This window comes from Frigoribacterium sp. 2-23, from assembly GCF_049601585.1.
Lineage (GTDB): Bacteria > Actinomycetota > Actinomycetes > Actinomycetales > Microbacteriaceae > Frigoribacterium.
Window position 1 is genome coordinate 3,270,839 of the sequence record NZ_CP187126.1, and the last position, 13,861, is coordinate 3,284,699.

The following is a 13,861-nucleotide window of genomic DNA, read 5'->3' on the forward strand; positions in this document are numbered from 1 at the left end:
CTTCGCCGCGTGCTCCGAGTCACCGTTCCCTAGACTCGGCATGCTCGTGAGCGCTCCGATCGCTCCGACCACCCTGCCTATGAGAATCCTTTCCGCCTTCGCTGCCGCCGCCCTCGCCACCGCAGCCCTGACCCTGGGGCTGAGTGCCGCGGCCGTCGTCGGTCTGCCCGCACCCCAGGCCGCCGCGGCGACCGCGGCCGACGATGCGGCGGTGACACTGCAGATCGCACCCGAGGCAGCGGGTGTCCTGCGCCCCGGCGACGATCTGACCGTCAGCGTCAGCGTGAAGAACACGACCGACGACGAGGTCGAGGCCGGCAAGGTCCGCATCTATCTCGATCGCCGGGCGTTCGCGACCCGCGATGCCATCGCCTCCTGGTTGAATCCCGACTCCGTCAACTCGAACGACTTCCTCGGCACGCTGCTCACCGACGTCGACATGCCCGCCGTGGCGCCCGGAGCGACCCAGACGGTGGCATCCGTGACCGTGCCGTCGTCGCGCGTCGCCCTCGGGGGCGGCTGGGGCGCGCGGGCCCTCGGCGCCCGCCTCGTCGTCGACGGATCCCAGGTGGCGCAGGCCCGCAACAGCGTCGTCTGGTACCCGGGCGACAGCTTCCAGCCGACGCGGGTCTCGATGGCCGTGCCGATCACCGTGCCCGAGACGGAGACCGGCGTCCTCGACGCGACGGCGCTGAGCTCATACACGTCGACGGGCGGCATCCTGCGACGCGAGCTGGACACCGTGGCCGGCAAGCCGATCGCGCTGGGGGTGGATCCGATGATCCTGGCGTCCATCCGCCTCCTCGGCTCCGATGCCCCCGAACCGGCCGTCGCCTGGATGAACGACCTGTTCGCAGCCGGTAATCCGCTGTTCTCGTTGGCGTATGCCGACTCCGACATATCCGGGCTGAGCCAGGCCGGGGCCAACCCGTTGCCGTCACCGATCGCGTTCGACCAGCTGATCGACTCGTCGCGTTTCGCGGCCGGCTCCACCGCGCAGCCGACGACACCGGCCACCGACACGGAGTCGACGCCACCCACCGACGGCGCATCCGGCGACGCGGAAGACCCGAACGCCGGAGGCGCGGGTCAGGACGCCCCGTCGGCCCCCGCCACGAACCCGGCCGCCCCCGCGCTGCCCACGACGCAGTCGCTGCTGGCCCTGCCCACCGGCCTCCCGAACCTCGCCTGGCCCCAGAGCGACACGGTCGTCGCGCGTGATCTGCCGGTCTTCGCGGCCTCGGGCTATGCGGCGGCGATCCTGTCGAGCTCGAACGTCAAGGGGGCCACCGGGTCGACCGAGAACGCCGTGACGACCATCGACGGCGTCACGTCGGTCGTGTCGGACGACGCCCTGTCGCGGCTGATCGCCCGGGCCGCCTCGGCACCGGACGACGCCACCTGGAAGAGCACGGTCGCCCAGCTCTCGGCCAGCGCGTCGACCATCGCCTACGAGCGGCCGAGCGATGCGCGCACGATCCTCGTCACCCTCGATCGCGACTGGATCACCGACAGCGCCCGACTCGCCGAGACGGTCGACACGTTCGACTCCCTGCCCTGGACGACCCCCGCCTCCCTCTCCGACGCCCTGGCCGCGACACCCTCGACGAGCTCTGTCTCCGACAAGGCCGAGCCGGAGGCACGGCTCGCCTCCCTGCGCTCGCTCGCGACCGCCTACGGCCAGGTCCGCGATTTCGCCACCGCCCTCTCCGAGCCGCAGCAGGTCACCGCCCCGTCGGCGCTCACGACGCTCGCGATCTCGTCGAACGCCTGGCGCAGCAACGAGGCCGGCTTCACCACCGAGGTCTCGGAGGCCGTGACGGAGGCCGCGAAGCAGACCGCGACCGTGTCGATCGTGCAGGGCAGTGACTTCCGGATCGTCAGCGACCGCACCTCCCTCCGCGTGTATCTGCAGAACATGACGAACTCGGTCGCGACCGTCAACCTCGCCGTGGCGCCGTCGAACCCGAGTCTCAAGGTCGAGAAGAACCCGATCCTGGTCGAGATCCAGCCGCAGTCGCAGACCCGCGTGAGCGTGCCGGTGCAGTCGGTGGCGAACGGCACCGTCAACATCCGGATGACCCTCGCCAGCACCACCGGTGTCGCCATCTCGGCTCCGGCCACCGTCGCGATCGACGTCCAGGCGGGGTGGGAGACGGCCCTCACCTGGACCTTCGGCATCGCCGTCGCGCTCATCTTCGCCGGCGGCATCTACCGCACCGTGCGTCGCCGCCTGCACCCGAAATCAGCGGATGACGACTCCGCCGCGAAAGGCACCACGTGAGCACGAGCTCGACCACCTCTTCGGGCGGCATCGGCCGCGCGAGCGCCCTGCTCGCCTCCGGCACGCTCGTGTCGCGCGTGCTGGGCTTCGTCAAGACGGCCTTCCTGGCGTACGTCATCGGCCAGTCCTTCAGCAGCAGCGCCGACTCGTTCGCGCTGGCCAACCAGCTGCCGAACAACATCTACGCGCTGATCGCGGGCGGCCTGCTCAGTGCCGTCCTCGTGCCGCAGATCGTGAAGGCCGCCGCGCACAGCGACGGCGGTCAGACGTACATCAACAAGGTGGTGACGCTCGGCACCCTGGTGTTCGCGGTGGTGACCCTGATCGCGACACTGGCCGCACCCCTCCTCGTCCGGGTCTATGCCGATCAGGCGTCAGACACCGGCTCGGGAGGTTACTCGCCGGCCGCGATCTCCTTGGCGACGGCGTTCGCGTTCTGGTGCCTGCCGCAGATCTTCTTCTACGCGATGTACTCGCTGCTCAGCGAGGTCCTCAACGCTCGTCAGGTCTTCGGCCCGTTCACGTGGGCACCCGTCATCAACAACGTGGTGGCCCTCGCCGGTCTCGGCGTCTTCCTGCTCGTCTTCGGGCAGGCCACGGGAGACGCCTCAGGAGGCACGTGGAACGCCACCAGCATCAGCCTCCTCGCCGGCACCGCGACTCTCGGTGTCGTGGCTCAGGCCGCCTTCCTGTTGCTGTTCTGGCGGCGTGCGGGCCTGACCTTCAGGCCCGACTTCCGATGGCGGGGCGTCGGCCTCGGCGCGACGGGCAAGGCGGCCGGCTGGCTACTCGGCATGGTGTTGATCACGCAGCTCGCGGGCATCGTCCAGAGCCGCGTGGTGAGTCTCGGCAGCAGCGTCGGCGCCTCGAACGCGACGGTGGCCAACTCGTGGCTGTTGTTCATGCTGCCGCACGGCATCATCGCCGTGTCGATCGGCACCGCCTACTTCACGCGGATGAGCGGCCACGCCTCGCGGGACGACCTGCGTTCACTCCGCCTCGACATCTCGCAGTCGATCCGCGTCATCGGACTGTTCATGGTCTTCGCCGCCGTCGCCCTGATGGTCGTCGCGATGCCGTTCGCCCGGTTCTTCGAGCGTGACCCGGACGCGGTCTCCGACATGGCGACCGTGCTGCACGCGTATCTGCCCGGGCTCATCCTGTTCAGCGTCCTCTTCATGATCCAGCGCGTGTTCTATGCCCTGCACGACCAGCGCACGCCGTTCTTCATGCAGCTCACGCAGTCGGTCGTGTTCGTCGGGGGAGCCCTGCTCGCGCCGATGATCGTGGGCGGCAACGGGATCGCCGCCGCCGTCGCCGTGGCCACCACCGTCGCGGGCACGGTGCAGGCCGTCATCGCGCTCGTGCTGCTGCACCGCCGTCTCGGCGGCTACGACGGACTCTGGATCGTGCGCCGGTACGTCCAATACCTCGTCGTCGCACTCGTCGCGGGTGCGTTCGGTGTGTTCATCGTGACGGTCATGGGCGGTTACACCGTGGGCGGATTCGGTCAGCAGAGCGCTCTCACGGGTCTGACGACCGTCATCGTGGCGGGTGTCGCCATGTCGGTCGTCTACTTCGGCGTGCTCACCGTGTTCCGTCTGCCCGAGCTCGAGTCGTTGACGAAGCCGGTCGTCCGACGCGCCTCCTCGGCCGCCCGACGACTCGTCCGTCGCTAGCCTCCGGTCGTCCCAGGACGCCGGAATACCGCGTGGCTAGAGTGTGTTGACCACCCCAGACAAGGCGATGCATCGAGTGTCGCTGTCGATCCCGAACTCCTAGGAGGCTCCGACCATGCGTCAGGTCATCATCATCGGCTCCGGCCCCGCCGGCTACACGGCCGGCATCTACGCCGCCCGCGCCGGTCTGAAGCCGCTCATCGTCGCGAGCTCCGTCGAGGCGGGTGGCGAACTGATGAAGACGACCGAGGTCGAGAACTTCCCCGGGTTCCCCGAGGGCATCCAGGGCCCCGACCTCATGTTCAAGATGCAGGAGCAGGCCGAGAAGTTCGGTGCCGAGGTCGTGCTCGACGACGTCACCGCGGTCGAGCTGACCGGCGACGTGAAGAAGGTCACCCTGGGCGACGGCACCGTCGAGGAGAGCCTCACGGTGATCTTCGCCACGGGCAGCGCCTACCGCAAGCTCGGCCTCGCCGACGAAGAGCGCCTGAGCGGCCGCGGCGTCAGCTGGTGCGCCACGTGCGACGGCTTCTTCTTCAAGCAGAAGGAGATCGCGGTCGTCGGTGGCGGCGACTCGGCGATGGAGGAGGCGACCTTCCTCACGCGCTTCGCGTCGAAGGTCTACGTCGTCCACCGCTCGAGCACGTTGCGCGCGTCGAAGATCATGCAAGACCGCGCGCATGCCAACGAGAAGATCGAGTTCCTGTTCGACAAGCAGGTCACCGCGATCCTCGGTGGCGAGAAGGCCACCGGCGTGACGCTCACCGACACGGTGGACGGCAGCACCAGCGACCTCGAGCTCGACGGCCTGTTCATCGCCATCGGCAACGACCCGCGCGTGCACCTCGTCCACGGCCAGCTCGACCTGACCGAGGACGGCACCATCGCCGTCCAGGGACGCAGCTCGAAGACCAACCTGACCGGCGTCTTCGCCGCGGGCGACGTCATCGACGCCACGTACCGCCAGGCCGCCACCGCTGCGGCTTCGGGCACCGTCGCGGCCCTCGACGCCGAGCACTACCTGGCGTCGCTCGACCAGGCCCGCCTGGCCGAGCAGACCATCGGATCGGCCGAGGGCGTCGAGACGTCCGAGTCCGTCGTGGCCTGACCCGCGCCTCCTCGACTCACCGACCTCACCGATTTCCAGACAGCACGACTAGTCAGCACGACGAAAGGAACACCATGAGCAGCGCAAAGGCAGTCACCGACGCCAGCTTCGAGAGCGACGTCCTCAAGAGCGACAAGACGATCCTGGTCGACTTCTGGGCCGAGTGGTGTGGCCCGTGCCGCGCCGTCTCGCCGATCCTCGACCAGATCGCGGCCGAGCACGCCGACAAGATCGAGATCGTCAAGCTCAACGTCGACGACAACCCGCAGACCGCCATGCAGTACCAGATCACGTCGATCCCGGCGATGAAGGTCTACCGCGGTGGCGAGGTCGTCAAGACGGTCATCGGCGCCAAGCCCAAGCCGGCCCTCGAGGCCGACCTGGCGGAGTTCCTGGCGTAGATCCACTACCCCCGAGAGCCCGCCCAGCACACCCGCTGGGCGGGCTCTCGTCGTATCCGGACACCCCCGGGCATATATTTGAACGCATTACCCTCCAGCGATAGGGACGCAGATGAGCAATCAGGGCACCAACCTCGATCCGTGGTACGACAGCTACGCCGACCGCACGGCCGGTCTGAGCGCCTCCGAGGTCCGAGCCCTGTTCGCCGTCGCCAGCCGGCCCGAGGTGGTCTCGCTCGCCGGCGGCATGCCGTACGTCTCCGCCCTGCCGCCCGAGCTGGTCTCCGGCTCGATCGAGCGCGTGCTGTCCAAGAACGCCGCCATGGCGCTGCAGTACGGCTCGGGTCAGGGCACGCCCGCGATCCGCGAGCACATCATGCAGATCATGGCCATGGAGGGCATCCGCGGCAGCGCCGACGACGTGGTCGTCACGACCGGCTCGCAGCAGGCGCTCGACCTCGTCACCAGGCTCTTCATCAACCCCGGTGACGTCGTCCTCGCCGAGTCGCCCAGCTACGTGGGCGCCCTCGGCGTCTTCCGGGCGTACCAGGCCGACGTCCAGCACGTCGTCATGGACGACGAGGGCCTCGTTCCGGAGGCGCTGCGCGAGTCGATCGCGAATCTCACGGCCCAGGGCAAGCGGATCAAGTTCCTGTACACGATCCCCAACTTCCACAACCCGGCCGGTGTCACGCTCAGCTGGGCCCGCCGTCTCGAGATCCTCGAGATCTGTCGCAGCGCGGGCATCCTCGTCCTCGAGGACAACCCCTACGGGCTCATCTACTTCGACAAGCCGGCGCCGCAGGCCATGCGCTCGGTCGACGACGAGGGTGTCATCTATCTCGGGTCGTTCTCGAAGACGCTCGCACCGGGCTTCCGGGTGGGCTGGGCCCTGGCTCCGCACGCCATCCGCGAGAAACTCATCCTCGCCAACGAGTCGGCGACCCTGGCTCCGAACTCGTTCGGGCAGTTCGTCATCACCGAATACCTCGACCAAGCCGATTGGCGCGGGCAGATCGACGTCTTCCGGGGCCTGTACGCCGAGCGTCGCGACGCCATGCTCTCGGCCCTGGGGGAGCACCTGCCCTCACTCAGCTGGACGAAGCCCAACGGCGGCTTCTTCGTCTGGTTGAGCCTGCCGGAGGAGCTCGACTCGAAGGCCATGCTGCCCCGTGCCGTGAAGGAACTCGTGGCCTACACCCCGGGCACGGCGTTCTTCGCCGATGGTGGGGGAGCCCACCACATTCGCCTCTCGTTCTGCTACCCCCAGCCCGAGATGATCAAGGTGGGGGTGGGTCGCCTGGCCAACGTCATCAATGGGGAGCTGGACCTGCTCCGCACCTTCTCCGGCGCTCGCCTGGGGAAGGTCGCGGCCTCGCGTCCGAGCATCACGACGCCTCCGCCCAACATCGACTGACCAGGCTTTTTCGCTGGTCGTGCACATGCCCGACCTCACCAGGCGGCCTCGCCCTCATCTGAACCAGAAGGAATGACGCGTCCCATGACCTCGTCCGAATCGCGTACCGTCACCGTCCTCGCCGGAGGCATCTCGCACGAGCGCGACGTCTCGTTGCGCTCGGGGCGCCGAGTCGTCGACAGCCTGACCGCCCACGGCATCTCGGTGTCCGTCCATGACCCGGACGCAGCACTCCTCGGGCACCTCACCGAGAACCGTCCCGATGTCGTGTTCCCCGCACTGCACGGTGCCAGCGGCGAGGACGGCGCCCTGCGAGGTCTGCTGGAGGCACTCGACATCCCCTTCGTGGGCAGCTCGAGCGCAGCCTCGCGTCTCGCCTGGGACAAGCCGACGGCGAAGGAGCTCGCGCGTCGCGCCGGCGTCCACACGCCGCGGGGGATCACCCTCTCGCACGACGCATTCCGGGAGCTCGGCGCGGTGGGCGTCCTGGACGCGATCTCCGAGGAGCACCCGGTCCCCGTCGTCGTGAAGCCGGCCCGAGGCGGATCAGCGCACGGTGTGACCGTCGTCGAGGACGCCTCGGACCTACCCCGCGCCATGGTGGACGCGTACACGTACTGCGACGACGTCATCGTCGAGCAGAAGATCGTCGGCACCGAGGTCGCCGTCGGTGTCATCGACACGGGTGATGGGCCGACCGCACTGCCCGCGACCGAGATCGTGCCCCGCAACGGGGTCTATGGCTTCGAGGCTCGGTATAACGCTGGTGAGACCACGTTCTATACGCCCGCACGCCTGGATGCTACAGCCACAGAGGCCGTCGCAACGGCGGCCGTAGCCGTTCATGAGGCGCTCGGGCTGCGCCACCTGTCCCGTGTCGACCTGATCGTCGACGCGGCTGGGACGCCGTGGTTCCTCGAAGTCAACGTTCTGCCAGGGCTGACGGAGACGTCCCTTGTTCCCATGGCCTTGGACGCTGCGGGATACGAGCTGGGTCTCGTGTATGCGGCACTGGCCGAGAAGGCGATCACGGATCACGCCGCATAGGTGCGACTGTTTCACGTGAAACACGGCTCCCGCCAGTATGGTCGGGAGCCGTTTCACGTGAAACGGGCTGCCTCTCTGGGGCTAGTCGCCTAGTGGTGGGAAGCCCACGGTTTGATCGCCTGATGTGACGTCCTCAAGTCGGATAGTACAAAGCGAAACGCCCCTCCTCTCGGAGGGGCGTTTCACGTGAAACCTCGCGTGTTGAGCGTCTACTCCCCAGACTCCTGGCCCAGGGCCCCGAGAATACGGTTCAAGTCCTGCATCGACGCGAAATCGATCGTGATGGAACCCTTTCGCGCACCCAGGGACACCTTGACGCGTGTCTCCAAACGGTCACCCAGGTGCTCGGCCACCTCATCGAGGTGCGCTTGGTGACGACCCGGGTTCGCACTCCGCGTCGACTTCGGCTTGGCACTGCCACCCGCAGCGATCGCCTCAGCGGCTCGGACGGACAGATCCTCGTTGACGATCTTGTCCGCCAGACGTTCCATCAACACGGTGTCACCCGTCGAGAGGATGGCCCGTGCGTGTCCGGCTGACAACACACCGGAGGCCACCCGACGCTGCACCGACGAGGGCAGACGCAGCAGGCGCAGTGTGTTCGAGATCTGAGGCCGGCTGCGCCCGATCCGGCTGGCCAGCTCCTCTTGCGTGATTCCGAAATCGGCAAGAAGTTGCTGATAGGCGGACGCTTCTTCGAGCGGGTTGAGCTCGGCCCGGTGGAGGTTCTCGAGCAGCGCATCGCGCAGCATGGCGTCGTCAGCGGTGTCTTTGACGATCGCCGGAATCGTCGCGAGGCCGAGTTCCTTGGTCGCCCGAAGTCGACGCTCACCCATGATGAGCTCGTACTGAGGCCCACCCTTCGTCGGTGACGGAAGGGGGCGCACGACCACCGGCTGCAGGACACCCACCTCGCGGATGGACGTGACCAGCTCGGCCAGCTCTTCCTCACGAAACTCCGATCGCGGCTGCTTCGCGTTCGGGACGATGTCCAGCGGGTTGAGGCTCGCCAAGCGGGCCCCGGGGACGGCCACGAGCTCCTCCGCTGTCGCGGATTGCTGCCCTGTCGGGAAGAAGACGTCCACAGGACGCCCCTGCGACTCGTCGCCGACGGGGATGAGGGCGCCGATACCGCGCCCGAGGCCTGTTCTCTTGGTTGCCACTACTGGGGTGCTCCTCGGCGTGCTAGTTCGGCGGCCGCTTCGAGATACGAGAGCGACCCGGGGGAGTTGGTGTCGTAGCTGATGACGGTCTGGCCATAACCAGGCGCCTCGCTGATCCGCACAGACCGGGGGATGAGCGTCTTGAGCGCCTCTTTGGGGAAGTGCTCCCGCACATCGGCGACGACCTGCTGAGCGAGGTTCGTCCGCCCGTCGTACATCGTCAAGAGGATGCTCGAGACCGCGAGTTTCGGGTTGAGGTGCTTCTCGATCAGCTGGATGTTGCGGAGAAGCTGACTCAGACCCTCCAGCGCGTAGTACTCGCACTGGATCGGGATCAGGACTTCTTGTGCGGCGACGAAGGCATTGATGGTCAGGAGGCCGAGCGAGGGAGGGCAGTCGATGAAGACGTAGTCGAACCGCTCACCAGCCGCCTCCGTCTCGGAGAGATAGGCGTCCAGAGCCGTGCGGAGGCGCTGCTCACGCGCCACCAAGGAGACGAGCTCGATCTCCGCTCCGGCCAGATGGATCGTTGCCGGCACACAGAACAGCGTCGGGAACTCGGGGCTCTGCTGCACGACATCGGCCATGGCACCGTCGCCGACGATCACGTCGTAGACACTTGCCGTCTCCGCGCGATGCTCCACTCCGATCGCCGTCGAGGCATTGCCCTGAGGGTCGAGGTCGATGACGAGCACCTTCGCCGACGATCGTGCCAGCGCGGCCGCGAGGTTGACCGTGGTGGTCGTCTTTCCGACGCCACCCTTCTGGTTCGACACCGTGATGACTCGGGTGTGATCCGGAGCCGGTAGGGGATCGGTCGACAGCGCCAGACGACGTCGTGTCAGATCTGCCAGCTCTCGGGCTAGGGGAGTCGTGGCATCGTACTCGGGAGAGGAACTCACCGGATGAATCTCCGTATCGCCATGTTTCACGTGAAACAGTCTGGAATCTCGACGCCCGATCGGGGTGCTGAGACACCCACGCGACGCTTTGGACAACTCTAACGCCCGAGACCGACAAAGCAGCCCCGAAACTCACCGCAATCGTTGTAATACCTGTTCAGATACCAGATACGACGAATCTGACCCGCGCCTCCCCAGGAAGGTCTCTGAGAGGCGAGATGGGCACACGCCTCTCGGACCGGGAGCAGCAATGCGCTCAGATTGGCTCTCACAGAGCCGGAACGGGTGTCAGTCGAGCGTGGCGCGGAAGACGCGAGTCGTCTCCTCGACCACACCGACACCGAGCTCGAGCACTTCGACGTCGACGAGGTGATTTTTGGCGATCACCTTGCGAGCCGCTTCGATCTCGGCATCGACGCGCGCGCCCTTCATCAACAGCAGCTGGCCACCGGTCTTCACGAGCGGAACGGTCAGCGGGATGAGTTTGGACAGCGCCGACACGGCCCGAGCGGTCGCCTGGTCGAGCCACTCGCCCAGCTGCGCCTCTTCAGCCCGGGTACGGACGACCTCGACGTTCGTCAAGCCGAGACGGTCGGCCTCCGTGCGGAGCCAATCGACGCGTCGCTCCATCGGCTCGATCAACACGAGCGTGGAGTCGGGACGGGCCGCAGCCAGGACCAGACCCGGCAGGCCGGCGCCGGATCCGATGTCGCCCACCCGACCCGCGACGAGCAGGGGAGCCACGAGGCCACTGTTGATGACATGGCGGGTCCACAGCCGAGGCAGTTCGAGGGGCCCGATCAGGCCCAGCTCTTCGCCGTACTGCGCGAGGTCGCGGGTGAACTGCCGGACGACGTCGATCCGATCGCCGAAGACGGCTGCCGCCGCTGCCGGTTCGGCCTCGAGCTCACCCACGGATTCGGTCATGACGGTGCCTGTTCGTTCAGCGCGGCGTTCCGCACGGACGCCGGGGGAGTGACGGTGGTGTCGACGCGCTCGCTCAGGAGGCGCGGGTGATGACCGTGTGGCGGTCGCGACCCTCGCCCTGCGACTCCGACGTGAAACCACGCGCGGCCACGATGTCGTGGACGAGCTTGCGCTCGTACGACGACATGGGCGGCAGCGAGGCCGCGGTCGCGCCCTCTTCGAGACGCTCGACGGCACGGTCGACGAGGGCACCGAGCTCGGTCTCGCGCGTCGCGCGCGACCCGCCGATGTCGAGGATCAACCGCGAGAACTCGCCCGTCTTCGTCTGCACCGCGATGCGAGCGAGCTCCTGCAGGGCATTGACCGTGTCCGGCTTCGACAGCACCCGGAGGTTGCTGTCGCCGCTCGAGTCGATCGAGATGTACGAACGCCCGGAGCGCACCTCGATGTCGATGTCGCCGTCGAGATCGCAGATGTCGAGCAGCTCTTCGATGTAGTCGGCCGCGATGTCGCCCTCGTCGCCGTCGACATCCGACGAGCTGGTCGCCGCCGTGTCGTCGCCGACAGCCGAGGAGGCGGTCGTCGCGTCGTCGACGTCGGGTGCGGCAGCCTGTGCGTCGGCACGCTGGGCGTCGGCGGTCTGGTCGATGTCGGTGTTGTCCATGGCGGGAGTGTCTCTTCCGGGTGGGGCGGTTGTCGATCGAGGTGCCGCGGTCAGCAGCGGGGAGCCGTCAGGCAGCCAAGGCTACTTCTTGGCGCCGTTCTGCTTCTTGGCACGGTTCTTGCCGACCGGCTGAGCACGCTGCGTCTGCTTCGGCACGGCGGGGGCCGACTCGATCTCGGTGACGGTGATATCGCCGAGCGAGAGACCCTTGCGCTGTTGCTTCTTGGCCAGTCGCTCTTCACGAGCCAGGGCGGCCTCGCTGCCCGGGGTCGGCATGTTGCGGATGACCAGGAACTGCTGACCCATCGTCCAGATGTTCGAGGTGAGCCAGTAGAACATGACGCCCAGCGGGAAGGACAGACCCGAGAAGACGAACACCAGGGGCAGGAAGTACAACAGCATGCGCTGCTGCTTGAACATCGGGCTCGCCTTGGTCTCGGGCGACATGTTCTTGGAGACGATCTGCAGCTGCGTGATGAACTGCGACGCGGTCATCACGACCACCATGATGCCGGCCATGAGCCGGACCTCCCACGTCGTGGCGCCGAGGAAGGTCTCCTTAAGCGGGGCACCGAACAGCGACGACTCACCGAACGAGGTGGACAGGGCCTGGTTCAGGAGGCCGATGCCGACCTTGTCCTGCTGGGCGTTGTGCAGCACCGAATAGAGGCTGAAGAAGATGGGCATCTGGATCAGCAGCGGCAGGCACGAGCTGAGCGGGTTCGTGCCCGTGTCCTTGTAGAGCGCCATCGTCTCGCGCGACATGGCCTCCCGGCTGAACTGGTCGCGCTTGCCCTTGTACTTGTCCTGGATCTTCTTGAGCTGGGGCGCGATCTCCATCATGCGGCGCTGGCTCTTGATCTGGCGGACGAAGATCGGGATGAGCGCGGCACGGACGACGAGCACGAGGCCCACGATCGACAGCACCCAGGTGCCACCCGCGGCGGTGTCCATACCGATGCCGGTCAGGATGGTGTGGAAGCCCACGAGGATGGCTTCGACGACCCATTTGAGGGGCCAGAGGACGGTACCGAGAAGGTCCATGGTGTGCGGGTCAGCCCTTTCCGTGGCTCTGTGCGGCGAGAGTGTTCTGTGGGGCCATCAGGGGGCCGGCGCCGAATCGCGGTGTCACGAAGCCGAACTTCGTGACGGAGTACTTCTGTGTACGAGGAGTGGGGACGTCATCGATGCCCCCGGCGGCCCACGGGTGGCACCGGGCGATCCGCCAGGAGCCCATCGCGACACCGCGGACGACGCCGTACTGCTGGATGGCCTCGAGTGCGTATCGCGAGCACGACGGGTAGTACCGGCAGACGTCGCCGTAGAGAGGGGAGATGACCGCCCGGTAGGCGCGCAAGACGATCACGCATGCGTTGCGCGGCAGCAATGCCACCACCTGCACGATCTGCCTCACGATCTCACACCCCTGTCGACGACCCCGGTGATATCCCTGAGCAGGGTAGACCAAGGAACTTCGATACTGCCTGGCAAGGCACGGATCACGAGATCCGTGCCGGGAGGGATGGTCGGCAACAAGGAGGCGCAGATCGCTTTGAGGCGACGACGTACCGTGTTGCGGGCGACCGCGTTGCCGACGTTCTTGGCCACGATGAAGCCGAACCGGATCTGGTCGTCATCGCGACGACGTACGTAGACGACCGAGTGCGCCGTGCCCGACTTGCGGCCACGGCGCACTGTGGTTCGGTAATCGTCTGCGCGAACGATCCGGTTGGCCCTGGCCAACACCGGGGACTACGCGGACAGTTCGGTGCGACCCTTGCCACGACGAGCGGCGAGGATGGCGCGACCCGCGCGGGTGCGCATACGAGCACGGAAGCCGTGCTTCTTGGCGCGGCGACGGTTGTTCGGCTGGAACGTTCTCTTGCTCATGGTTTTTTCTCCAGGGATGCGGACCACGCCTAGTGCATGACCCGAGAAGTCTTGTACAGCCCAACTGGCTGAAATCAACTGATTAAAAGTACGCGGCTTCTGACTCCTGGTCAAACGCGAGGAGAAAAGAGCCATTATCCACACTGTTGAAAACTTGGGTTGTGAACGACATGCCCCTGAGAACTAAGGTGGGTATCTCCCGCCCCACATCCGCGTGATCGCGGGCATGACGCAGACGTCCCGAAGAGATCGACCGAGATCCTTCGGTGGATAAACCTGTGCATAAGTCGGTGGGACGCACCCGGGGCAGACGTCTGCAGCGGGCCTCTCGCACCAGACGCATCACGACAGCTCCACCCCGACGTAGAAAGAGACAGAC

The 13,861-nt window shown here is 66.9% G+C and carries 14 protein-coding genes; 6 read left to right on the forward strand and 8 right to left on the reverse strand.

Going from position 1 to position 13,861, the window contains the following annotated elements; translation table 11 throughout:
• Positions 1 to 79: 79 nt before the first annotated feature.
• From ACPEEZ_RS15345 to ACPEEZ_RS15370, 6 genes are all read left to right on the forward strand, one after another.
• Entirely contained in the window at positions 80 to 2,284 is a 2,205-nt protein-coding gene (locus ACPEEZ_RS15345; RefSeq protein WP_423921014.1) for a DUF6049 family protein, read from the forward strand.
• Positions 2,281 to 3,963 (forward strand): murein biosynthesis integral membrane protein MurJ, encoded by a 1,683-nt coding sequence (gene murJ, locus ACPEEZ_RS15350; protein WP_423921017.1) that lies wholly within the window; start codon positions 2,281 to 2,283, stop codon positions 3,961 to 3,963. The genes ACPEEZ_RS15345 and murJ overlap by 4 nt, the downstream gene beginning before the upstream one ends.
• A 115-nt stretch (positions 3,964 to 4,078) precedes the next feature.
• Positions 4,079 to 5,071: a thioredoxin-disulfide reductase gene (trxB, locus tag ACPEEZ_RS15355; RefSeq protein ID WP_423921019.1), complete on the forward strand. Its 993-nt coding sequence runs from the start codon at positions 4,079 to 4,081 to the stop codon at positions 5,069 to 5,071.
• Between the two features lie 74 nt (positions 5,072 to 5,145).
• Positions 5,146 to 5,472 (forward strand): thioredoxin, encoded by a 327-nt coding sequence (gene trxA, locus ACPEEZ_RS15360; RefSeq protein WP_423921022.1) that lies wholly within the window; start codon positions 5,146 to 5,148, stop codon positions 5,470 to 5,472.
• Positions 5,473 to 5,584: 112 nt separating this feature from the next.
• The gene (locus ACPEEZ_RS15365; RefSeq protein WP_423921025.1) at positions 5,585 to 6,889 is read left to right on the forward strand and encodes a PLP-dependent aminotransferase family protein; all 1,305 of its coding nucleotides are present in this window, start codon (positions 5,585 to 5,587) and stop codon (positions 6,887 to 6,889) included.
• 84 nt (positions 6,890 to 6,973) lie between these two features.
• Positions 6,974 to 7,936, forward strand: coding sequence for a D-alanine--D-alanine ligase family protein (locus ACPEEZ_RS15370; RefSeq protein WP_423921028.1), 963 nt, complete (start codon positions 6,974 to 6,976; stop codon positions 7,934 to 7,936).
• Between the two features lie 209 nt (positions 7,937 to 8,145).
• On the opposite strand, the gene ACPEEZ_RS15375 is transcribed toward ACPEEZ_RS15370, so the two are convergent.
• The 8 genes from ACPEEZ_RS15375 to rpmH all read right to left on the reverse strand — a co-directional run bounded on the left by ACPEEZ_RS15375 (position 8,146) and on the right by rpmH (position 13,482).
• Positions 8,146 to 9,099 carry a ParB/RepB/Spo0J family partition protein gene (locus ACPEEZ_RS15375; protein ID WP_423921031.1) on the reverse strand — a complete coding sequence of 318 codons (954 nt, stop codon included), beginning with the start codon at positions 9,097 to 9,099 and terminating at the stop codon, positions 8,146 to 8,148.
• The gene (locus ACPEEZ_RS15380; protein ID WP_423921034.1) at positions 9,099 to 10,001 is read right to left on the reverse strand and encodes a ParA family protein; all 903 of its coding nucleotides are present in this window, start codon (positions 9,999 to 10,001) and stop codon (positions 9,099 to 9,101) included. Before ACPEEZ_RS15380 ends, ACPEEZ_RS15375 begins: the two co-directional genes overlap by 1 nt.
• Positions 10,002 to 10,289: 288 nt before the next feature.
• Complete coding sequence (gene rsmG, locus ACPEEZ_RS15385; protein WP_423921036.1) at positions 10,290 to 10,928, reverse strand: 16S rRNA (guanine(527)-N(7))-methyltransferase RsmG; 639 nt, start codon at positions 10,926 to 10,928, stop codon at positions 10,290 to 10,292.
• A gap of 73 nt (positions 10,929 to 11,001) precedes the next feature.
• On the reverse strand, positions 11,002 to 11,592 hold the full coding sequence (locus tag ACPEEZ_RS15390; RefSeq protein WP_423921039.1) for a protein jag: 591 nt from the start codon (positions 11,590 to 11,592) through the stop codon (positions 11,002 to 11,004).
• An 81-nt stretch (positions 11,593 to 11,673) separates the two neighbouring features.
• On the reverse strand, positions 11,674 to 12,636 hold the full coding sequence (gene yidC / locus ACPEEZ_RS15395; protein ID WP_423921042.1) for a membrane protein insertase YidC: 963 nt from the start codon (positions 12,634 to 12,636) through the stop codon (positions 11,674 to 11,676).
• A 10-nt stretch (positions 12,637 to 12,646) separates the two neighbouring features.
• Positions 12,647 to 13,006, reverse strand: coding sequence for a membrane protein insertion efficiency factor YidD (gene yidD / locus ACPEEZ_RS15400; RefSeq protein WP_423921045.1), 360 nt, complete (start codon positions 13,004 to 13,006; stop codon positions 12,647 to 12,649).
• Positions 13,003 to 13,287 carry a ribonuclease P protein component gene (rnpA, locus tag ACPEEZ_RS15405; RefSeq protein WP_423921048.1) on the reverse strand — a complete coding sequence of 95 codons (285 nt, stop codon included), beginning with the start codon at positions 13,285 to 13,287 and terminating at the stop codon, positions 13,003 to 13,005. The genes yidD and rnpA overlap by 4 nt, the downstream gene beginning before the upstream one ends.
• A gap of 57 nt (positions 13,288 to 13,344) precedes the next feature.
• Entirely contained in the window at positions 13,345 to 13,482 is a 138-nt protein-coding gene (rpmH, locus tag ACPEEZ_RS15410; protein WP_043595303.1) for a 50S ribosomal protein L34, read from the reverse strand.
• Positions 13,483 to 13,861: the final 379 nt, after the last annotated feature.